At 72.7% G+C, this 21,430-nt stretch carries 21 protein-coding genes; 16 read left to right on the forward strand and 5 right to left on the reverse strand.

Annotation, left to right across the window (positions count from 1 at the left end; translation table 11 throughout):
• The 7 genes from PKE99_RS33995 to PKE99_RS34025 form a co-directional block, all read left to right on the forward strand.
• On the forward strand, nucleotides 1-671 hold a 671-nt coding region (locus PKE99_RS33995), incomplete at its 5' end, for a phenylacetate--CoA ligase (protein WP_498371913.1).
• A gap of 144 nt (nucleotides 672-815) precedes the next feature.
• A complete protein-coding gene (locus tag PKE99_RS34000) occupies nucleotides 816-1,115 on the forward strand; it encodes a hypothetical protein (RefSeq protein ID WP_197040879.1) in 300 nt (99 codons plus the stop codon).
• A 266-nt stretch (nucleotides 1,116-1,381) separates the two neighbouring features.
• The gene (locus PKE99_RS34005; RefSeq protein ID WP_037053332.1) at nucleotides 1,382-1,735 is read left to right on the forward strand and encodes an STAS domain-containing protein; all 354 of its coding nucleotides are present in this window, start codon (nucleotides 1,382-1,384) and stop codon (nucleotides 1,733-1,735) included.
• Between the two features lie 236 nt (nucleotides 1,736-1,971).
• Nucleotides 1,972-3,057 carry a medium chain dehydrogenase/reductase family protein gene (locus tag PKE99_RS34010; RefSeq protein WP_037053329.1) on the forward strand — a complete coding sequence of 362 codons (1,086 nt, stop codon included), beginning with the start codon at nucleotides 1,972-1,974 and terminating at the stop codon, nucleotides 3,055-3,057.
• Nucleotides 3,058-3,088: 31 nt separating this feature from the next.
• Nucleotides 3,089-4,933, forward strand: a complete 1,845-nt coding sequence (locus PKE99_RS34015) for a glycoside hydrolase family 15 protein (RefSeq protein WP_051738270.1) — start codon at nucleotides 3,089-3,091, stop codon at nucleotides 4,931-4,933.
• Nucleotides 4,934-5,458: 525 nt separating this feature from the next.
• Nucleotides 5,459-6,016 (forward strand): nuclear transport factor 2 family protein, encoded by a 558-nt coding sequence (locus tag PKE99_RS34020; RefSeq protein WP_037053323.1) that lies wholly within the window; start codon nucleotides 5,459-5,461, stop codon nucleotides 6,014-6,016.
• Nucleotides 6,017-6,018: 2 nt separating this feature from the next.
• On the forward strand, nucleotides 6,019-6,642 hold the full coding sequence (locus PKE99_RS34025; protein ID WP_037053319.1) for a response regulator transcription factor: 624 nt from the start codon (nucleotides 6,019-6,021) through the stop codon (nucleotides 6,640-6,642).
• 39 nt (nucleotides 6,643-6,681) lie between these two features.
• On the opposite strand, the gene PKE99_RS34030 is transcribed toward PKE99_RS34025, so the two are convergent.
• The 4 genes from PKE99_RS34030 to PKE99_RS34045 form a co-directional block, all read right to left on the reverse strand.
• A complete protein-coding gene (locus PKE99_RS34030; protein WP_037053317.1) occupies nucleotides 6,682-7,926 on the reverse strand; it encodes an amidase in 1,245 nt (414 codons plus the stop codon).
• Entirely contained in the window at nucleotides 7,923-8,201 is a 279-nt protein-coding gene (locus PKE99_RS34035) for a hypothetical protein (protein WP_231498445.1), read from the reverse strand. Before PKE99_RS34035 ends, PKE99_RS34030 begins: the two co-directional genes overlap by 4 nt.
• Before the next feature lie 28 nt (nucleotides 8,202-8,229).
• Nucleotides 8,230-8,742 (reverse strand): flavin reductase, encoded by a 513-nt coding sequence (locus tag PKE99_RS34040; RefSeq protein WP_037053314.1) that lies wholly within the window; start codon nucleotides 8,740-8,742, stop codon nucleotides 8,230-8,232.
• Between the two features lie 117 nt (nucleotides 8,743-8,859).
• Nucleotides 8,860-10,374, reverse strand: coding sequence for a PAS domain-containing sensor histidine kinase (locus PKE99_RS34045; RefSeq protein WP_037053353.1), 1,515 nt, complete (start codon nucleotides 10,372-10,374; stop codon nucleotides 8,860-8,862).
• 156 nt (nucleotides 10,375-10,530) lie between these two features.
• On the opposite strand from PKE99_RS34045, the gene PKE99_RS34050 reads away from it, so the two are divergent.
• The 7 genes from PKE99_RS34050 (at nucleotide 10,531) to PKE99_RS34080 (ending at nucleotide 17,195) form a co-directional block, all read left to right on the forward strand.
• On the forward strand, nucleotides 10,531-11,697 hold the full coding sequence (locus PKE99_RS34050; protein WP_051738269.1) for an acyl-CoA dehydrogenase family protein: 1,167 nt from the start codon (nucleotides 10,531-10,533) through the stop codon (nucleotides 11,695-11,697).
• Nucleotides 11,698-11,746: 49 nt separating this feature from the next.
• Entirely contained in the window at nucleotides 11,747-12,121 is a 375-nt protein-coding gene (locus tag PKE99_RS34055) for a hypothetical protein (RefSeq protein ID WP_369075882.1), read from the forward strand.
• The gene (locus tag PKE99_RS34060; protein WP_037053308.1) at nucleotides 12,118-13,395 is read left to right on the forward strand and encodes an aromatic ring-hydroxylating oxygenase subunit alpha; all 1,278 of its coding nucleotides are present in this window, start codon (nucleotides 12,118-12,120) and stop codon (nucleotides 13,393-13,395) included. Before PKE99_RS34055 ends, PKE99_RS34060 begins: the two co-directional genes overlap by 4 nt.
• Nucleotides 13,388-13,921, forward strand: coding sequence for an aromatic-ring-hydroxylating dioxygenase subunit beta (locus PKE99_RS34065; RefSeq protein WP_037053305.1), 534 nt, complete (start codon nucleotides 13,388-13,390; stop codon nucleotides 13,919-13,921). The genes PKE99_RS34060 and PKE99_RS34065 overlap by 8 nt, the downstream gene beginning before the upstream one ends.
• Nucleotides 13,918-14,664 carry an SDR family NAD(P)-dependent oxidoreductase gene (locus PKE99_RS34070; protein WP_037053302.1) on the forward strand — a complete coding sequence of 249 codons (747 nt, stop codon included), beginning with the start codon at nucleotides 13,918-13,920 and terminating at the stop codon, nucleotides 14,662-14,664. The genes PKE99_RS34065 and PKE99_RS34070 overlap by 4 nt, the downstream gene beginning before the upstream one ends.
• A gap of 83 nt (nucleotides 14,665-14,747) precedes the next feature.
• Entirely contained in the window at nucleotides 14,748-15,707 is a 960-nt protein-coding gene (locus PKE99_RS34075; protein WP_037053300.1) for a PDR/VanB family oxidoreductase, read from the forward strand.
• A 96-nt stretch (nucleotides 15,708-15,803) separates the two neighbouring features.
• Nucleotides 15,804-17,195, forward strand: coding sequence for an MFS transporter (locus tag PKE99_RS34080; protein ID WP_037053296.1), 1,392 nt, complete (start codon nucleotides 15,804-15,806; stop codon nucleotides 17,193-17,195).
• Here the strand turns inward: PKE99_RS34080 and PKE99_RS34085 are convergent.
• Entirely contained in the window at nucleotides 17,192-17,779 is a 588-nt protein-coding gene (locus tag PKE99_RS34085) for a TetR/AcrR family transcriptional regulator (protein WP_037053345.1), read from the reverse strand. The two genes, PKE99_RS34080 and PKE99_RS34085, sit on opposite strands and share 4 nt — an antisense overlap.
• A 198-nt stretch (nucleotides 17,780-17,977) precedes the next feature.
• Here PKE99_RS34085 and PKE99_RS34090 point away from each other — a divergent pair, with 198 nt between their 5' ends.
• On the forward strand, nucleotides 17,978-19,963 hold the full coding sequence (locus tag PKE99_RS34090) for a primary-amine oxidase (protein ID WP_051738268.1): 1,986 nt from the start codon (nucleotides 17,978-17,980) through the stop codon (nucleotides 19,961-19,963).
• A complete protein-coding gene (locus PKE99_RS34095; RefSeq protein ID WP_037053293.1) occupies nucleotides 19,956-21,428 on the forward strand; it encodes an APC family permease in 1,473 nt (490 codons plus the stop codon). Before PKE99_RS34090 ends, PKE99_RS34095 begins: the two co-directional genes overlap by 8 nt.
• The last annotated feature ends 2 nt before the right edge of the window (nucleotides 21,429-21,430 follow it).

Below are 21,430 nucleotides of genomic sequence, written 5' to 3' on the forward strand. Positions count from 1 at the left end.
TCGGCATCTTCGGCGCCGAACCATGGACCGAGCAGATGCGCGCCGAGATCGAAGACCGCATGGACATGCACGCCGTGGACATCTACGGCCTCTCCGAAGTCATGGGCCCCGGCGTGGCCCAGGAATGCGTGGAGACCAAGGACGGACTGCACATCTGGGAGGACCACTTCCTGCCCGAGGTCCTCGACCCCCTCGACGGCACCGTCCTCGCCGACGGCGAGGAAGGCGAACTCGTCTTCACCTCACTGACCAAGCAGGCCCTCCCGATCATCCGCTACCGCACCCGCGACCTCACCCGCCTGCTCCCGGGCACCGCCCGCCCCACCATGCGCCGCATGCAGAAGATCACCGGCCGCAGCGACGACATGATCATCCTGCGCGGGGTCAACCTCTTCCCCACCCAGATCGAGGAAATCGTCCTGCGCACCCCCGGATTCGCCCCACACTTCCAACTCGAACTCACCACCAAGGGCCGCATGGACGCCCTCACCGTCCGGGTCGAAGCCCGCGCGGACGCCACACCCGAGCGCCGGCAGGCCGCCGCCGCGGAACTGATCAAGGCCGTGAAGGACACCATCGGCGTCTCGGTGACCTGCGAGGTAGTCGACCCGGACACCCTCGAACGATCCGTCGGCAAGCTCCAGCGACTCCTGGACCGCCGCACGACGTGAGCCGGGCGGCACCGGGCACGCACCCGGACGGCACCGGACGCCTCGACCACTCCCTCGACGCCGCGCCCGCCGGGTCCCTCCGGGCGGGCGCGCCGGTGTGTCCGGTGTCGGCGATCATGGGGGCCCCGGCACCGGAGGTGCCCCGTGACCGACGAGACCTGGCTGCCCGCCGACTTCGTCCATCCCCTGCACGTCGCGCTGATCCCGACGCTGCACCTGCGTCCGATCCGGGCGTCGGACGTCGACATCGACCTCCCCGTGGTGCTCGCGAACCAGCCGGAGCTGTGGGCGGTCTACGGGCAGGCGTGGCGGTGGCCGTCGAGGGTCGGCGCGCGGCCGAGGCCTCCTGGTGGACCGACCGTCGCGCGGGCGAGCCTCTCCGACGGACGCTCGACGAGTTCGTCCCCGGCTGGATCAGCCGGGACTGGCCCTTCGACAGGGTGACCTTCCCGTTCAACCCCGGATCGCCCGTTCACCCTCCGACCGGGTGGCCCCCGGAGTAGCCGTGGGGATCGTTCGGCCGTACGTCGCCCATCGGGTTTGCGTTCGCGCCGTTCCCCTGATGCAGTGGCAGCCGCGGCACCGCGAGGTCGGTGCCCGTTCCTCGTTCTGCCCGGTCACGCAGTCGGCCGTGTGTCGCTCCCCGGAGCCCCGTCGACTCGAAGGATCGTGGCGTGGAAGAAGCTCGTCCGGTACACCCTCCGGAGCCCGTGACGTCCTCGGCGCGGGAGTACTCGCGGGACGGGTTGGCCGAGATGCTCGCCGTGCGCCCCGCCCCGGGGCTGGCCCTGCTGATGCTGTTCGGTGAGATCGACCTGACCGGCTCGGCCGACGTCGGGGCCTGGGTGGAGGGCCAGGAGGCCGACCGCGTCGTGCTGGACCTCAGCGACGTGGGGTTCGTCGCGGCGCGGGCCGCCAGGAGACTCGCCGAGGCCCAACAGACGCTGCGCCGGCGCGGCTCCGTGGTGCGGGTCGTGGTGTCGGGGAACCCGGTGCTGAGCCGGGTGCTGCGGCTCGTCGGCTCCTTCGACCTCTACGACTCCGTCGCCGCCGCCTGCCGCTGACCGCCCGCGTCGGCCGGTCCTGCGGTCACCGACCGAGGATGAGGTCGGCGCGCAGGCTCAGGGGATTGTCCGCGGCGCCGAGGTCGAACGGCCGCGGGACCGGTGGCCTTCGCCCCTGGCCAGGACGGTCCGCCCGCGACTACTTTCCCGCCTTTCCGAACAGGCGTCCCGCTACTCGGCGGAGACTTCAGTGGGCCTTTGCCGAGTGCTGATCACCGTGGGGAGGCCTCAGGGCGATGAAGCGAGTCGTCGTCGATCACTACGGCGGACCCGAGGTGTTGCGGGTGGTGGAGGACGACGTCCCCCGACCAGGTCCGGGTGAGGTGCGCGTCCGGGTCCTGGCCGCGGGGGTGTCGTTGACCGATGCCCAGTTGCGCGCCGGCACGTACCTGGGCGTGCCCAGACCGCCGTTCACGCCCGGTTACGAGATCGTCGGCGTCGTCGACGAGCTCGGCCCGGCGTGCGCGCGGTTGCACGTCGCGGACCGGGTCGCCGCGCTGACCGCCTACGGCGGCTACGCCGAGTACGTCTGCGTGCCCGAGGCGGAGGCCGTCGAGGTGCCCCGGCACCTCGACCCGGCAGAGGTCGTGGGCCTGGTCCTGACCTACACGACCGCTTACCAGATGCTGCACCGCAGCGCGCACGTGCAGACCGGTGAGTCGATGCTGGTGCATGGCGCGGCCGGCCGGGTCGGCGTCGCGGTCCTCGAGCTCGGCATGCTTGCCGGGCTGCGCCTCTACGGCACCGCGGCGGCCCGCGACCGCGCCGCCGTCGAGCGGCTCGGCGCGGTGGCGATCGACTACCGCACCGAGGACTTCCTGGCCCGGATCCGCGGGCTGACCGGCGACGGGGTGGACGTCGTCCTGGACGGAATCGGCGGCGCGACGTCGATCCGCTCCTTCCGGGCCCTACGGTCCGGCGGACGGCTCGTCGTCTACGGCCACTACGCCATGCTCGCCCGGGGGCGCACCAGTCGGCGACGGTGGGCCGCCGGGTGGCTCGAGTGGTACGGCACGACCGCGACCGTCGCGCTGTGGGGCCTGCTCGACCCCCGCCGGAAGGTGATGACCTACCGCGTCCAGCGGCTGCGCGACAGCCACCAGTGGCTGCCCGTATCCGGACGCCGCCCGGCCCGGCTGGTCGGCGGCGGCCCGCGGAACCCGCAGTGGTTCCGGGAGGACCTCGGCGTGCTGCTCGATCTGCTCACCGCGGACAAGATCCACCCGGTCGTGGCCGAGCGCCTGCCGCTGTCCGAGGCCGCACGCGCGCACGAAATGCTCGAGTCCTCCGCGGCGAAGGGCAAGCTCGCGCTCGTGCCGTAGGCCGGCGCAGCACGCGGCCGGCAGGCGTCCGATGCAGCTCGAGGAGAATCGGGTGTCCGGTGCAGCCCGACACCAGCGCTATCTGCCCATCGCCGAGCACGGCCTGATCGGCGACCTGCACACCGTCGCGCTCGTCGGCACCGACGGCACGATCGACTGGTACTGCTGCCCTCGCTTCGACGCGCCGAGCGTCTTCGCGGCGCTGCTCGATGCCGAACACGGGGGCCTGTTCCGCATCTCGCCCGACTCCGTCGGCTGGAGCTCCAAGCAGCTCTACCTGCCCGACACCACCATCCTCATCACCCGCTTCCTGACACCCGACGGGGTCGGCGAGGTGCAGGACTTCATGCCCCCGCCGCGCACCGGCGCGACGACGCACCGTCACCGTCTGATCCGGCGGGTGCTCGCCGTGCGCGGCCGGATGCACTTCGTCGTCGACGTCGCCCCGCGCTTCGACTACGCGCGCGCCCGCCACGAGGTCACGCTCACCCCGCACGGTGCGCTCTTCCGCTCCCCTCAGCTGGAGCTCGGCCTGTCGACGAGCTGCCCACTGCAGGTCCTCGACGGCGGCGACGTGCGCGCCCGCCTCGAGCTGGGCGCCGGCGAGGCGGCCACGTTCGTGCTCGACCGCGTCGAGGACGGGGAGGCACCGGTGCCGTGCTCCGACGTCGAGATCGCCGCCGCGTTCGACGCCACCGTCGCGTTCTGGCGGGGCTGGGTGCGCCGGTCGCGCTACGGCGGGCGCTGGCGCGAGATGGTGCACCGTTCGGCGCTGACGCTGAAGCTGCTCACCTACGCGCCGACCGGGGCGATCGTGGCCGCCCCCACCACCAGCCTGCCGGAGGAGCTCGGCGGCGCACGCAACTGGGACTACCGCTACACCTGGATGCGCGACGCCGCCTTCTCTCTCTACGCGCTGCTGCGGCTGGGGTTCACCGAGGAGGCCGGCGCGTTCATGTCCTGGCTACAGGAGCGTGTCCGGCACGGGGTCGGACGCGAGTCGGGCCCGCTGCAGATCATGTACGGCATCGACGGACGCGAGGACCTGCCGGAGGCCGAGCTCCCCCACCTGGAGGGCTACCGGGGCTCACGGCCGGTCCGGATCGGCAACGGCGCAGCGACCCAGCTGCAGCTCGACGTCTACGGCGAGCTGATGGACTCCCTCTACCTGTGCAACAAGCAGGGTCTGCCCGTCTACCAGGACGGTTGGGCCGAGGTCACCCGCACCATCGAGTGGCTGATCGAGCACTGGGACCAGCCCGACGAGGGAATCTGGGAGACCCGCGGCGGCCGCCGGAACTACACCCACTCCCGGCTCATGTGCTGGGTCGCCGTCGAGCGGGCGATCCGGATCGCCCTCCAGCGTGGCCTGCCCTTCGACATCCTCCGCTGGATGACCGTCCGGGACCGGATCTACCGCCAGATCACCGTGCGCGGCTGGCACCCCGACCGCCAGGCGTTCGTCCAGCACTACGGCAGCGACGTGCTCGACGCCTCGCTGCTACTCATGCCACTGGTCAAGTTCATCGCGCCCACCGACCCGCGCTGGATCTCCACGCTCGACGCCATCACCGCGGAGCTGGTCTCCGACAGCCTCGTCTACCGCTACCACGCCGACGCATCCCCGGACGGGCTGACCGGCCAGGAGGCGACCTTCTCGATGTGCTCGTTCTGGTGGGTGGAGGCGCTGACCCGGGCAGGCCGGCTCGACCAGGCACAGCTGGCCCTGGAGAAGATGCTCACCTACGCCAACCACGTCGGCCTGTACTCGGAGGAGATCGGGCCGACCGGCGAGCAACTCGGCAACTTCCCCCAGGCGTTCACCCACCTGGCGCTGATCAGCGCCGCCTACAACCTCGACCACGCTCTCGGATGAGGCTACGCCGCCACGCGGACGCGGCGGCGCGCATCGACTCGGGGCGAACGGACCCCGAGCGCACTCCTGGGCCGGCCATTGGCGAAGGTTCAGTAATTCCAGTGATTCCGGACGGTAGAGGCGGGAATCGGCAGGGGCATCGGGAATTCCTCGTCCCCTCGGAAGGGTTTCCCCTAGGCATCGGAGCCGTATCACGGGCTGATGATCACGCCGTTCATTGTCCGTTTCGGAATGTCTCCCGCGCCGCGCGCCGGCGCGATGTCGACCCTCCAGGTTCGGCCCTCGCCCGGTCCACGCGCCATAGGTAGTTCCTCCAATTGCTCCTTCCGTCGCCACGTCGGACCGTGGGGCATCCGGGCCGGCGGCCCGCCGCTCGTGTGCCCGCCGGGCGGCCGCCGCGCCACCGGTCCCCGAGCACGACCCACCCCACGAGGAGCGCGTTGATGACGAGCACGCCCACACCGACCACTCGCCGACACCGAGCCATGACCGTCACCGTCGTCCTCTGAGGATCGGGATCCGAACATGACCGACACCGACACGATCGCCGCCCTGACCCGCCGCGTCGAGGTCCTCGAGGCCGAGGCGGACATCCGCCGCCTCCAGGCGCGCTACATGTGGCTCTGCGACACCCCGCTGCCCGAGTTCGGGGTCACCGACGACGAGCGGCGCATCGACCTGATCATGGAGCTCTACACCGACGACGCCGTCTGGGAGGGTGTGGGAGAGTACTACGACGGCCAGTTCGGGCGGGCGGAGGGAGCGGCCGCGGTGCGCGCGCACTTCGAGGGCTTCTGGTCCCGGGACCGTGATCCCGCGCTGGTCCTCAACGCCCACTACCTCACCTCCGAGCAGATCCACGTCGACGGCGACACCGCGACCGGCCAGTGGATCCACATGCAGCCCTGGCTGTTCGCCGACGGCACGTCCCTGCTGCGCTCCAGCCGGCTCAACAACGCCTTCCGCAAGGTCGGCGGGGGTTGGAAGATCTCGCGGACCCGGACCGAGAACGTGTTCGTCGCTCCCCTGCCCGGTCGCTGGGCGAGCGACCACCCGTCCGGCTCGGTCCTCATGCGGCCGTGACCATGCCACCGGAGCCCGGCGACGCGGTGGTCCACATCGTCGACGACGACGAGGACCTCCGCGAGTCGCTGCGGTTCCTGCTGGCCAGCGTGGGCATCCAGGCGCTCGACTACCCCGACGCGCCCACCTTCCTGGCCGAGTTCGACCCGACGGAGCCGGCGGTGGTGATCGTCGACGTCCGGATGCCGGGGATGAGCGGCTTCCAGCTGCAGGAGGAGCTGGAGAGTCGCGGCTACCCGGCACCGATGATCTTCTGCTCGGCGCACGGCGACATCCCCATGTCGGTCCGTGCACTGACCCACGGCGCGGTCGACTTCCTGGAGAAGCCGTACGAGCCGCAGCGCATCCTCGAGGTCGTCCAGCAGCAGCAGGCGCTGGCCCGGCAGCGGTTCGTCGCGGACACCGAGCGCCGGGACGTCGAACGCCGGGTCGCCGAGCTGACCCAGCGCGAGCGCGAGGTGCTCCGGCTGGTGATCGAGGGCATGGCCAGCCAGGCCGTCGCCCGCCGGCTGGGCACCAGCGTGAAGACGATCGACGTGCACCGGGCCCGGATCAAGGCCAAGACCGGGGCGGACAGCCTCGGGGCGCTGGTCCGCGACATCCTGCTGCACCGCGTCGAGGTCTGACGGGGGCGGACGGGCGTGTCCCGTCCGCCCCCGCACGCGTCACCGCAGCCGGGACTCCACCCAGCACCCCGTCCCGAGCAGCGCGGTCTCCCCACGCGGGGCCCCGACCAGCTGGACGCCGAGGGGCAGGCCGTCCGGGGTGGAGAGACCCGGCACCGTGAGGGCCGGGAACCCGAGGGCCTGCCAGGGCCGGCTCAGCACCGGGTCGCCGGTGGCCCCCAGCCCGGCCGGCGCCGGTCCGAGGGCCGCGGGCCCGACGACGGCGTCGTAGGAGGCGAGCAGGTCGGCGATCCGCGCACGGCCCTCGGCCACCACCGCACGGGCGGCCTCCAGGTCCGCGGGGCCGGTGGCGGCGCCGCGGCGGAGCAGCTCCGCGAGGGGCGCGCTCAGCTCGTCCGCCCGGCTCGCCTCGGCGGCACGCTCGACCGCGGCCTCGGCGGCCATCACCACCGTGTGGGCCGCGGTCAACGCGTCGACCAGCTCGGGTTCCGGCAGGTCGTCGACGACCGCCCCCGCCGCCGTCCAACGGTCGCGGGCCCCGAGCAGCGCCTTCCGCATCTCGGGATCGACCGGGCTCGACCGCGCCGACCAGAACAGCAGGCGAGGCGGACGCGCGCCCGCCCGCTCGGGCTCCCCGGTCAGCGCGGCGAAGGCCAGCGCGAGGTCGTCGACGTGGGCGGCGAACACGCCGTGGCTGTCCAGGCTCGGGCTCAGGCCCGTCACCCCGTCGACCGGGAGCCGGTCGTGGGTGAGGACCAGCGCGGCGACCCCGCAGAAGGCCGCGGGCCGGGTGACCGACCCCGCCGTCTGCGACCCGAGCGCCAGCGGCACCTGCCCCGACGCGACGGCGGCGGCCGAGCCGCTGGACGAGCCGCCGGGGGTGTGTCCCGCGGCGGCCGGGTTGCCGGTCGGACCCGGCGCGAAGTAGGCGAACTCGGTGGTCACGGTCTTGCCGACGGGGACGGCCCCGGCGTGGCGCCACGCGGCGACGACGGCGGCGTCCGCCCCGGCGGGCGCGGCGTCGGCCCGCAGCGACGAGCCACACCGCGTGGGGAGGCCCGCGACGTCGATGATGTCCTTGACCCCCAGCGGGATCCCTCCGAGGGGCCCTGATCCCTCGTCCGTCGGGGCCTCCGCGGGCGGTACGACCCACGCCCGCAGCTCCGGCTCGGTCCCCGCGATCCGTTCGCGGGACCGCTCCGCCGCCGCGGCGGGGGTGGTGCGTCCGGCGGCCAGGTCCGCGACCAGCCCGCGCAGCGACCACGGCGCGTACAGCGCGCTCACTCGTCCTCCCACTCGACGTCGGCGACCCAGTAGTGCACGCCGCTCGGCCCGACGGAGTGCCGCCACTCCGAGATCCGGCGCAGCGTCGGTTCGACGCGGGCGGTGACGAGGTCGGCCTCCTCCGGGCCGTCCCGGGGGACCTGCCAGTGCACCCAGTTCAGCTCGCGGCCCTCGGCGTCGTGCACGAACAGGTCGACGTGCCGCCAGCCGAAGCCGTGCGTGTCGTTGTAGCAGGTCAGCGTCATGCGCTGGCCTGTGTCCTCGGCCTGGGTCACGGGCGCTCCTCCTCGCGGACGGGGCCGGTCACGCGGTGAGCCGGGGGGCGCCCAGGCTGTGGAAGCGCCGCTGGAAGTAGACGAGTGCGCCGCCGTCGTCCTGGGTGCCGACCTGCTCGACGTCCACGAACAGCACGGTGTGCGAGCCGAGCTCGCGCCGCGCCCGGATCCGGCCGATCACGGTGGCCGCGGCGCCGCGCAGCACCGGTACGCCGTGGCTGGTGAGGTCCCACCGGTCGTCGGTGAAGCGCTCGGCGGTCGGGACCTTCGTCGCGCCCGCGAAGTGCATGGCCAGGTCCTCGTGCTCGCCGGCCAGCACGTTCACGCAGAGCCGGCCGTTGCCGACCAGCACGGAGTGCGACCGGCTGGAGCGGTTCACGCAGACCAGCACGGTGGGCGGGGAGTCGGTGACCGAGCAGGCGGCGCTGACCGTCATGCCGGCCCGTCCGTGCGGGCCGTCGGTGGTGACCACGTTGACGGCGGCGGACAGGTTGGCCATGGCGGAGCGGAAGTCTGACTGGGTCCGGGTCGGTTCGGGCACTGCTCCTCCTGGACTGTCGCGGCCGGCCGGGGTCCGGTCGGCGGGATATTCGCAAGGTATGGCCCGGTCGTGCGGCTCCGGTATCGAGACTTCCTCCGCTCCCCCTGAGGCTTTCCCCTACTCGGGCCGGTGCTCCGCGGCGAGCGGGAGGGCGAACCCGAAGCGGGATCCGCCGCCCGCGCGCCGCTCGGCCCAGATCCGCCCGTGCTGCCGGGTGATGATCCGGTAGCTCAGCGCCAACCCGATCCCGCTGCCCTGTTCCTTCGACGTGAACGACTCGGCGAAGGGGTCCCGCAGCAGCCCGCGGCCGCGGTCGTCGACGGTCAGGACGGCCTCGCCGTCGCGGACGCTCGTGGTGATCTCGAGCTCCCGCTCCTCCGGCGCGCAGCACGCCATCTCGTCGACGGCGTTGAAGCACAGGTTGAGCAGCACCTGCCCGGTCAGCACCCGCTCGCAGACCGTCGGCAGGGATTCCGGGTGCCGGTGCACCACGACCCGCACGCCGGGATCGACGGCCCGCAGGCGCACGAAGTACAGGCACTCGTCGACCACGTCGTGGAGGTCGACGACCTGGCGGGAGTGCTCGAGATGTCCGACGAACGCCCGGACGGCACCCACGATCGCGCTGGCCCGGTCGATCTGGCGGACGGCGCTGCCGATCCCGAACCGGAGCCGGTCCGCGGACTCGCGCGACAGCGTCCCCTCGTCCTCGAGGACGCCGGCGTGCCGGGTGGTGCCCGCCAGGAAGTTCCCGGCCGCGGCGAGCGGCTGCCCCAGCTCGTGCGCGATCGCCATCGCCATGTCGCCCATGGCCGTGTAGCGGGCCTGGTAGTTCTCCCGGTGCAGCTCCCGCTCGCGCAGCACCTCGCGGTGCACGCGACCGGAGACGTCGTGCAGGATCATCAGCAGGCCGTCGCCGTCGGGCTCGGCGAGCCGTTCCAGGGTGCCCTCCAGCCAGACCGCCTCGTCGGTCGCGGGGCGCGGCACCTGCAGCTGCACCTCGATCGTCGGATCGGCCTGCGCGGCGACGTCGGCCCAGCTCACGGGCCGTCCCCCGGCCCGCAGGGTGCCGAACTCGTCGAGCCGGCGGCCCATCTCCTCCGGCACCATCCCGAGCAGGGCGAGCGCCGTGTCCGTGGCGAACCGGACGGTCCCGGCGGCGTCCAGCGTGAGGGCGATGGTCGAGGTGTGCCGGGCCAGCGCGTCGATCGACGAGGTCGTCCGGCGCAGCGCCTGCTCGGTGGCCTGCTCCCGCTCGATGTCGCGGAACTCGACCATGACCGCGGGCCCCTGCGCCAGCTCGACGCGCCTGGCCAGAGCGTCCGTGGGCACGACCCGGCCGCTGCGCGTGCGGTAGTGCCACTCGATGCGGCTGCTGCCCCGCTCCACCGCCTCCTGCAGCCACGCCCGCCCGAGCACCCGGTGGTACTGCGGCGCGGTGCTGCTCATGTCGTTGGCCTTGAGCGGGCGCAGCTCGTCGAGGGGCCAGCCGAGCAGCTCGCAGGCGGCCGGGTTCGCCCAGAGGATGTTCTTGGTCTCGGCGTCGTGCACCAGGACGCACGTCCTGGCCGCGTTCATCAGCGTCACCAGGTCCTCGGTGACGATCTCCGGCGCGCTCGGGTCGACCGACATCGGCACAGCGTAGGACGCACGTTCGCGGGAGCGGACTGAAGGAATCCCCTACGGAACGGGCGGGATGTCCCTATCCGGGCAGGGATGGTTCTGATTTCGCCGCCCCCTCGCCGTTCCTACTCTCGAATCCGTTCACCGCGGCGACGAGGAGGAGCGATGCTGCGCATCGAGGAATCGGGAGAACGGACTCTTCCCGGAGCGCGGGAGACCGTTCCGCTCGCGGACGTGCTGGCCGAACTGATCGGCCGCCGCGACGAGTTCCGCCGGCTGCGACATGTCCCGAAGGACTTCGTCGCGCGGCTCAAGCAGGCGGGTCTCTACCGCGCGGCCACCCCGGCCCGTTTCGGCGGCGACCCGCTGCCGCCCGCGGCGTTCCTCTCTCAGGTCGAGCGCATCTCCGAGGTCGACGGGTCGACCGGTTGGGTGGCGAGCTTCGGCTCCGCCCAGATCTACCTGGCGGCGCTGCCGCTCGAGACCCAGGAGAAGATCTACGCCGACGGCCCGGACGTGGCCTTCGCCGGCGCGCTCTTCCCGCCGCAGCGCGGCGAGGAGACCGCGCGGGGCCACCGGCTCACCGGGCGCTGGAAGTTCGCCAGCGGCTGCATGGGCGCGGACCTCCTGGGCGTCGGGATGCCCGGCGACGAGGCCTCCGGCGGCAAGCCCCGCACGGCGGTGCTGCGGCCCGAGCAGGTCGAGATCGTGCAGGAGTGGGACGTCGTCGGCATGCAGGGCACCGGGTCGTTCGACCTGGTCGTCGACGGCGTCGAGGTCGCCCGGGAGTGGACGTTCGTCCGCGGCGGCGAGCCGACCGTCGACGAGCCGCTCTACCGCTACCCCACGATCGCCTACGCCGCGCAGGTGCTCGCCGTGGTCGGTGCCGGCGTCGCCCGCGCCGCACTGGACCACGCCCGCGAGGTCGGCGGCGGCTACAAGGGCGTCACCGGCGCCCCGAAGCTGGCCGACCGCGCGTACTACCGGACCGAGGTCGCGCGGAGCGAGGCAGCACTGCGCTCGGCCCGCGCCTTCTTCTACGAGGCGACCGCGCAGACCTGGGAGACCGTGCTGCGGGGCGACCCCGCGACCGACGAGCAGAACGCCGAGCTGCGGCTCGCCTCGGCCCACCTGGCCAAGACGGCGTCGGACGTGGTGAGCGGGCTGGTCGAGGTGTCGGGCACCGCGCCGATCGGCACCACCCACCCGCTGCAGCGCCTGCTCGGGGACGCGCTCGTCCCCAAGCAGCACGCTTTCCTGGGGCCGGCGATCTACGACGCGGCGGGCGCGGTCCTGATGGGCCTGCCCCCGACGACCCCCGGCTTCCGCTGACGGCCCGCCCCGACCACCACGAGGAGACCCCATGGCCGCGCCCCTGCGGGTGCTGTTCTGCATCGGCATCAACCAGAACTTCTTCGACCTCCCCACCGACGGCATCACCACCGGCCACGTCTGGCAGTCCTTCGTGGCCATGACGGACAGCCTCAAGGCCCTGCCCGGGGTGGACTTCATCGGCGACATCGACGACGACGCGCACATGGTCGGGCCGTCCGACGGGTGGCCGTGGACCTGCTACATCCTGGCGGACGTCGACACCCAGGAGACCGTCAAGGCCGCCTGCAACCTGCTGCGCACCACGCCCGTCGGCGGCGGGGACGTGAAGCTCTGGCGGTTCGCCAAGATCGAGGCCCGGATCGGCCGGGCCCTCACCGTGCGCGACGACGTCGCGCTCCCCGCGACCGGAGGCGAGCGATGATCGAGAACGTCCTGGGCACCGCCCCCGCCGACCTCGTCCGCGAGGACCGGGTCGCGGGCCGGCTCTACACCGACCCCGAGCTGTTCGAGCTCGAGATGAGCCGCATCTTCGAGCGCTCGTGGATCTGGGTGGCCCACTCCAGCGAGCTGCCGAGGGCCGGGTCGTTCAAGTCGACCTTCGTCGGCCGCCAGCCGGTGATCGTCACCAAGGACCGCAAGGGGGTCGTGCGGACCCTGCTGAACCGCTGCCGGCACCGCGGCGCGAGCCTCTGCGAGAAGCCCAGCGGCCAGGTCAACGGCTTCACCTGCCCGTACCACGCCTGGTCCTACGGCCTCGACGGGTCGCTGCGGGGCATCCCGTACCCGGACGGCTACGAGGGCGTGATGGAGAAGCGCGACCTCTCGCTGGCCAGGCTCCGCACCGAGTCCTACGGCGGCATGATCTTCGCGACGCTGGACGAGGACGCCGAGCCGCTGGAGGACTTCCTCGGCGACGCCCGGCTGTGGATCGACCGCTTCATGAAGCAGGGCGGCGGCTACCCGATCAAGGTGCTCGGCCGCCACCGGTTCAGCTTCCGCGGCAACTGGAAGATCCAGCTCGAGAACACCACCGACGGGTACCACTTCCCGATCGTGCACCGCTCGTGGATGGCGTCGGTCGACGCCGAGACCGCGGACATGATGTCGTTCATGACCGACCCGACGTGCACCACGCACGACCTCGGGCACGGCCACAGCGTCATGCAGATGGTGCCCGAGCACTCCGACCTCGACGCCGACGACGGCTCCGAGCCGCTGCAGGGCCGGTTCGACGACCTCGTCGCCGAGCTGTCGAAGACCCTCGACCAGGCGCAGGTGCGCAAGGTCGTGCGCGCGATGCACGGCACCGGCTTCAACCTGAACCTGTTCCCGAACGTGTCGATGTCCGCGGCGTTCTTCCGCGTGCTGCGGCCGATCTCGGTGAACGAGACGCGCATCGAGCACGTCGCGATCGGCCCGGACGGCCCGCCGGAGCTCGACGCCGTCAACCGCGAGCGGCTCCGGATCCACGAGCACTTCCAGGGCCCCTTCGGCTTCGGCACCCCGGACGACGCCGAGGGCTGGGACCGCGTCCAGCGCGGCGCCGCGGCGGCCCCCGCGATGCCGATCCTGGTCAACCGCGGCCTGGCCCGGGAGAAGCCCGGCCCCGAGGGCTGGCCGACCTCCCACGTCACCGACGAGACCGGCATGCGCGCCGCGTACGCCCAGTGGAAGGCGATGATGAGCGATGACTGAGACCGTCACCCCCACCGCCGCCCTCCCGGTGCCGATCCCGACGACCGACCCTCGCGTCGCGCGGGCGATCGAGCTGATCTGGCGCGAGGCCGAGCTGCTCGACCGCAAGGCCTACGAGGCCTGGGACGCGCTCTACACCGACGACGGGTTCTACGTGATCCCGATCGACCCCGAGGCGGAGCGCTTCGACGACATCCTCAACATGGTCTACGACGACGCCCGGATGCGGCGGATGCGCGTGGCCCGCATGACCGAGGGCTACGCGATCGCCGCCGTCGATGCGGCCCGCACCGTCCGCACGGTGTCCCGGTTCGTCCCCGAGTCCGTGTCCGACGACCAGGTGGTCGTCCGGTCCGCGCAGGTCCTCGTCGCCTACAAGCGGGAGAACCACGACCTGTGGGCGGCCGACCTGGTCCACCGCATCCGGCTCTCGCCGGACGGGCCCGCCGGGGACCGCATCGTACAGAAGATCGTCCGCCTCGTCGACAGCGAGTCGGCGGTCCCGGCCGCCGGGTTCCTCCTGTGAGCGCGCCGCAGGTCGCGGTCGTCACCGGTGGCGCACGCGGGCTGGGCGAGGCGATCGTCCGCCGGCTGCACGCCGACGGCTACCGGGTCGCGGTCGCCGACCTCGGCGGCGCCTCCGCCGAGGCGCTCGCCAAGGAGCTCGACGGCACGGCGACGACCGCCCGCGCCTTCACCGTCGACGTCGCCGACCGGGACGCGCCCGCAGCACTCCTGCGGGACGTCCTGGCGGCCTTCGGGGCCGTGCACGTGCTGGTCAACAATGCGGCCCGCACCCAGGCCACCCCGGTCATGGAGATCGGCGCGGACGAGCTGGACACCGTCATGGCCGTCAACTTCGGCGGGACCTTCCGGGCCTGCCAGGTCTTCGGCGCGCACCTGGCCGAGCAGGGCTACGGCCGGATCGTGAACATGGCGTCGCTGGCCGGGCAGAACGGCGGCACCGCCACCGGCGCCCACTACGCCGCGTCCAAGGGGGCGGTGCTCACCGCGACCAAGGTCTTCGCCCGTGACCTCGCGGCGCGCGGGGTGACGGTCAACGCCGTGTCGCCGGGGCCGCAGGACGGCGAGACCGTGCGTACGGTCGTCGGCGAGGACGGGATCGAGGCGCTGCGCGCCGGCATCCCCGTCGGGCGGCTCGGCGACCCGGCATTCGTCGCCCGGATGGTCGCCCTCCTCGCCTCCCCCGACGCCGCGTCCGTCACCGGCGCCTGCTGGGACGTCAACGGCGGCCTCTACCTGCGGTGACACCGCACCGCACCTGATCGCTCGCACCTGATCGCTCACACCTGATCGCTCACACCTGATCGCACGGGAAGGAGGATGGTCCGATGACGGCTACCGTCGCGGTCCGCGTCAGCGAGGTCACCGAGGAGGCGGCCGACATCCGCAGCCTGCGGCTCGTCACCACCGACGGGGCCCCGCTGGGCCCCTACGAGGCGGGCGCGCACGTGGACGTCGTCGGCCCGACGGGCGTACTGCGCCAGTACTCGTTGTGCAGCCCGCCGGACGACGCCGGCTCCCTCCTGATCGCGGTCAAGCGCGAGCAGGCGTCCCGGGGTGGGTCCGCCGCCCTGCACGAGGTCCGCGTCGGCGACACCCTCGCGATCGGCGCCCCGCGCAACCTGCTCGCCCTGGCCGACGACGCCGACCACCACCTCCTGGTCGCGGGCGGCATCGGCGTCACGCCGCTGCTCAGCATGGCCTACGAGCTGCACCGGCGCGGCGCGGACTTCACGCTGCACTACTTCGCCCGCTCCCGGGAGGAGGCGGCGTTCGCGGACCTGCTCGAGCACCGGGCGGACTTCCGGGACCGCGTCCACCTGCACTTCGGCGTGCCCCGTGCCGACCAGCCCGCGGTGCTCCGCGCCCACGCGGGCGGCCTCACCACGGCGAGCCGCGTGTACACCTGCGGTCCGGACGGTTTCATGGACCAGGTCGCCGCCACGCTCGGACCGACCGTCGGGGCGGACCACGTGCACGTCGAACACTTCGTGGCCGCCGAGATCGACACCTCCGCCGACCAGGCATTCGTGGTCGAGCTGGACACCGGCGAGGAGTTCGAGGTCCCCGCCGGCCGCTCGATCCTCTCCGTCCTCGACGAGAACGGGATCGAGGTCTTCACGTCCTGCGAGGAGGGCGTCTGCGGATCCTGCGTGTCCGGGGTCCTCGAGGGCGTGCCGGACCACCGCGACAGTTGCCTGTCCGCGGCGGACCGGGCCGCGGGCGACCAGATGGCGCTGTGCGTCTCCCGCGCCCGCACCGCCCGCCTGAAGATCGAACTCTACTGACCCGAACCCTGCACTCCCCTCGGTCGCTGCTCGTCATCGACGTCCACCACCGGTCCGCCGGGCGACGACGCCCCGGACCCGTCCGATCGGAGAACCATGTCCTCCTCCACCGACGCGCCCGGCACCGGGACGCTGACCGCCGCCGTCCGGACGGGGCGGATGAACCGCCGGGCCTGGGTCGTCACGACCCTGCTGGTCCTGTTCCAGGTGGTCGCGTTCGCCGACAAGGCGGTGCTGGGCCTCGTGGCCGGTGAGGCCATGCCCGAGCTCGGCATCTCCGCCGTCGAGTTCGGCTTCATCGGCAGCGCCTTCTTCTTCCTCTACTCCGTGGTGTCGTTCGGCGTGGGGATCCTGTCCCGGCGCGTGCAGGCCACCTGGATCCTGCTCGCGATGGGCGTGTTCTGGGCCGTCATGCAGTTCCCGATGCTGCTCGGCGGGGGCGCGGCGATCCTGCTGGTCACCCGGATCCTGCTCGGCGGCGCCGAGGGGCCGGCGACCGCGATGTCGCTGACCTCCGTGCACGGCTGGTTCGCCCCGGAGGACCGGGCCCTGCCCAGCAACCTCGTCGCCGCGGGGTCGGCTCTCGGACCGGTGGTCGCGGCCCCGGCCCTGGCCTGGGTGATCGTCGAGTTCGGCTGGCGCTGGGCCTTCGGCGTGCTCGGCGTCGTCGGGCTCGTATGGTCGGTCGTCTGGCTGCTGGTCAGGTCCGACGGGCCCTTCGCGGGCCGCAGGACGACCGCTCGGGACGCGGCGGCTCCGGCGGAGGTGGCGGGGGTCGACGGTCTGCGGGTCGTGCCCGTCCGTGCCCTGCTGCTCAGCGGCACCTTCGCCGCCGCCGTGATCGGCGGGTTCGGCAACTTCTGGACCCAGGGCTTCCTCACCACCTGGTCCCCGCAGTACTTGACCGGCGTGATCGGTCTGTCCCTCGGCGAGGTCGGGGTGGTGTCCACCCTGCCGTGGCTGTTCGGCGCGGGCCTGCTGCTGGGGCTGGGGGTGCTCGGCAGGCGGCTGATGCGCCGCGGCGCGAGTGTGCGCTCCGCCATCGCGGTGCCGTTCGGCGTCGCCGCAGTCGTCGCGGGCGTCGCGTTCCTGCTGCTGCCCGTGACCGGCGGTGCGCTCGCGGTCGTCCTGCTCACCGTCGCCGCAGGCTGCAGCATCATCTACCCGATGGTCCCGAGCGCACTGGCCTACGCCGTCGCGCCGCAGCAGCGCGGGCTGGTCATGGCGGTCCTCGGCGGTGTCGCGTCGATCGGCGCGATCTGCTCGCCGTTCGTCATCGGCGTCCTGATGGAGTCGGCGGGCTACCGCGCCCCGGCCGCGGGACAGCAGCGCACCCCGGAGATGGTCGACGCCATGGCCTCCGGCCTGAACCACGGGTTCCTGCTGACCGGCGCCGTGCTCCTGGTCGCCGGGCTGGCGGCCGCGCTCTTCCTGCGGCCCGACCGCACCGGCCGGCGCCTGCAGGAGCAGCACGCCGCGACGGTCTAGCCGAGGCCGTCGAGGAAGGCGTCGATCATGCGGCGCTGCAGGTCGGGTGTGGCGGCGCCGCCGTCGAGCAGGGCCAGCGCCTGGACGCCGTTGAGCATCGCCAGGAGCTGTTCGGCCAGGACGGCGTCGGGCACCCCGGTGGTGACCGACCCGTCCGCCCGGCCCGCCCGCAGGAAGCCGTGGATCTGCTCGCGCCACACCGCCATGGCCTCGACATAGACCGCCGCCAGCTCGGCGTCGGCGAGGGCCCGCTGCCAGAAGGGCAGCACCACGCGCGCCTCGAGCCGGGTGACGTCCTCGACCGGCATCACCTCGAGGCAGAAGACCCGCAGTCCCGCCAGCCCGGTCGTCCCCGCCAGCCGCGCCCGGATCCGCGCGTTCGTCGCCTCGAAGACGTGCGTGAACGCCGTCCGGACGAGCGCGTTCTTGTCCGGGAAGTAGTACTTGAGGGCACCGTTGGCCATGCCGATCGACGAGGAGATCTCGCGCATGGTCGCCGCGTCGATGCCGCGCTCCGCGATCAACCGCCAGGTCGCCTCGGCGATCAGGGCCCGGCGCTCGTCGTGGTCAACCTGCTTGGGCACCGTGCTCCCCTCACCGCCGCGCCCGTCCACGGTAACCGGGACGGCCTGCTCCGCACGCGCGGCTCCGCTGGTCGAGGTGCCACGCGGGGCGACCACCCGACCGGCGTCTTGAACGATGCCGAAAGGAATCCCCACTTCCCCTGCCGGCCGGTCTGCCCCACCCTTTTGTCTACACCCGGAGAAAAACGGAGATCACCCATGCCGCCGATCGCCACCGACGCCGGTCCCGCGCACCCGCTCAGCCCGCTGACCGGCGACGAGATCAGCATCGCCCGCCAGGTCCTCACCGACGCCGGCCTCCTCCCGGAGACCTCGCGCGTGGTCTACCTCGGCCTCGAGGAGCCACCGAAGGAGGTGCTGTACGGGCCCGACTGCACCGCCGCCGAGCGCGTCGTCCGTGCCCTCCTGCACGACACCGTGACGCCCGGGGGCCGCGACGTCCTCGTCTCGGTCAGCGCGAAGGCGGTGCTCGCCGAGCGGCGCCTCGACCCCGCGGCCGACGGGCAGCTGCCGGTGCTCGACGAGGAGTTCGAGCTGGTCGAGCAGGTCCTGGCCACCGACGAGCGCTGGCTCGCCGCGCTGGCCGCGCGCGACCTCGACGTGGCCACGGTCCGCGTCGCCCCGCTCTCGGCCGGGGTGTTCGAGTACCCCGAGGAGACCGGGCGCCGGATCCTGCGCGGGCTCGCCTTCGTGCAGGAGCACCCGACCGACCACGCCTGGGCCCACCCCGTCGACGGGCTGGTCGGCTATGTCGACGTGGTCGACCGGACGGTGACCCAGGTGATCGACCTCGGTGTCGTGCCGATCCCGACCGAGTCCGGCAACTTCGACGACGTCGCCGTGACCGGCCCCCTGCGCACCTCGCAGAAGCCGATCGAGATCACCCAGCCCGAGGGCCCCAGCTTCACCCTCGACGGCAGCCTGCTCGAGTGGGAGAACTGGTCGGTCCGCATCGGCTTCGACGCGCGCGAGGGCCTGGTGCTGCACCAGATCTCCTTCCGCGACGGCGAGCGCGACCGCCCGATCGTCCACCGCGCGTCGATCTCGGAGATGGTCGTCCCCTACGCCGATCCCTCGCCGGTCCGGTCCTGGCAGAACTACTTCGACACCGGCGAGTACATGATCGGCCGGTACGCCAACGCGCTGGAGCTCGGCTGCGACTGCGTCGGGGACATCACCTACCTCGACGCGGTGATCGCGGACGAGTTCGGCCACCCCCGGGTGCTGCCCAACGCGATCTGCCTCCACGAGGAGGACTACGGGATCCTCTGGAAGCACACCGACCTGTGGGCCGGCTCCGCGGAGACCCGCCGCCAGCGCCGCATGGTGATCTCCTTCTTCACCACCATCGGCAACTACGACTACGGCTTCTACTGGTACCTCTACCTCGACGGAACCATCGAGTGCGAGGCCAAGGCCACCGGCGTCGTCTTCACCTCGGCCTACCCCGGCCCCGGGTACGACGAGGTCAACCCCTACGCCTCCCAGCTCGCCCCCGGCCTGGGCGCCCCCTACCACCAGCACCTCTTCAGCGCCCGGCTCGACATGGCCGTCGACGGTCCGGTCAACCTCGTCGAGGAGGTCGAGGTCCGGCGCGTGCCCACGGGCCCGGACAACCCGCGCGGCAACGCCTTCACCCACAGCCGCACCCCGCTGCGCCGCGAGTCCGAGGCCCAGCGCCTCGCCGACACCCGCAAGGGCCGGGTCTGGCACGTCACCAACCCGGACTCGCGCAACCGGCTCGGCGACCCCGTGGCCTACGCCCTCGTTCCCGAGGGCAACCCGGAGCTGCTCGCCGACGAGGACTCGTCCATCCACCGCCGCGCCACGTTCGCCGCGAAGCACCTGTGGGTCACCCGCTTCGACCCGGCCGAGCGCTACGCCGCCGGCGACTTCGTCAACCAGCACGCCGGCGGCGCAGGCCTGCCCGCCTACGTCGCACACGACCGCGACATCGACGGCCAGGACCTCGTCGTCTGGCACACCTTCGGGCTCACCCACTTCCCGCGCCCCGAGGACTGGCCGATCATGCCCGTCGACCACACGGGGTTCGTCCTCAGGCCGGTCGGCTTCTTCGACCGCAACCCCGCCCTCGACGTCCCCCGCACCCGAAGCGCGCACTGCGCGGCCCGGGCCGCTGCGAACGGGGCCGGCGAGCCCCTCCCGGGAGCCGACCATGAGTGAGCAGACCGCCCCCGCCCCCACGGCCGACCGCGGCCACACGCTGCGCGGCTCCATCGGCGTCGCCGGGATCGTCTTCCTCGTGGTGGCCGCGGCCGCCCCGCTGACCGCCATCGGCGGCGCGCTACCGGTCATGCTGGCGATCGGCAACGGCCCCGGCGTGCCGATGGCGTTCCTCGTCGTCGCCGTGGTCCTGCTGGTCTTCAGCGTCGGCTACGCCGCGATGAGCCACCACGTCGTGGACGCCGGCGCCTTCTACGCCTACGTCACCCGCGGGCTCGGCGCCCGGCTCGGGCTCGGCGCGGCCGGGCTCGCGCTGCTGACCTACACCGCCATCCAGGCCGCGGTCTACGGCCTGGCCACCACCACGCTGCAGGGGCTGATCACGCAGTACGGCGGGCCGGAGATCCCCTGGTGGGTCCTGGCCGCGGTGCTGATCGGCGTCGTCGGCCTGCTCGGCTACCGCAGCATCGACGTGGGCGCCAAGGTGCTCGGCGTGCTGCTCGTCCTCGAGATCGCGGTCGTCGCCGTCCTCGCCGTCACGATCCTCGTGAAGGGCGGGCCGGAGGGCTACTCGCTCACCTCGTTCTCGCCCGCCACCTTCTTCCAGGGCGGGGCCGGGATCGCGGTCATGTTCGCGGTCGCCTCCTTCGTCGGCTTCGAGGCCACCGCCATCTACGGCGAGGAGGCCCGCGAGCCGAAGCGCACGATCCCGCGGGCCACCTACATCGCGGTCATCCTGATCGGCGTCTTCTACGCGATCGCCAGCTGGACGATCGTCATCGCGTACGGCCCGAGCCAGGTCGAGGCCGCGGCGCAGGCCGACACCGCGGGCCTCGTCTTCGCGGCGGCAGCGCAGTACATCGGGCCGGTCTACGCCGACGTGATGGCCGTCCTGCTGCTGACCAGCCTGTTCGCCGCGCTGCTGGCCTTCCACAACGCCATCTCCCGCTACCTCTACGCCCTCGGCCGGCAGGGCGTCGGCCCGGAGACGCTGGCCCGCACGCACCCGCGGCACGGCTCGCCGTACGTCGGCTCGCTCACCCAGAGCACCTCGGCGGTGCTGCTGCTCGGCGTCTTCGCGCTCGCGGGCGCGGACCCGGTGCTGACCCTGTTCACCTGGATGTCCGGGGTGGCGACGGTGAGCGTCCTGGTCCTGATGGTGCTGACGGCCGTGGCGATCCTGGTGTTCTTCGCCCGGCACCGGGTGGACGAGCGCGTGTGGAACACGCGCATCGCCCCGGCCCTCGGGCTCGTCGGGATCGTGTTCGTCACCGTCCTGGTGCTGCTGAACTTCACCACGCTGATCAGCGGCTCGGCCGTGCTCGCCGGCGTCCTGCTCGCCGTGGTCGCGGCGGCGTTCCTCGGCGGTGTCGCCGTCGCCGTCGTGACGCACCCCGCGCAGAGCGGCGGGGTGCCCGGGCACCAGCTCGGCCTCACCCCGCAGCAGGCCCTGTCCGACGACTGACC

It is taken from the genome of Pseudonocardia halophobica (assembly GCF_027922425.1).
Lineage (GTDB): Bacteria > Actinomycetota > Actinomycetes > Mycobacteriales > Pseudonocardiaceae > Pseudonocardia > Pseudonocardia halophobica.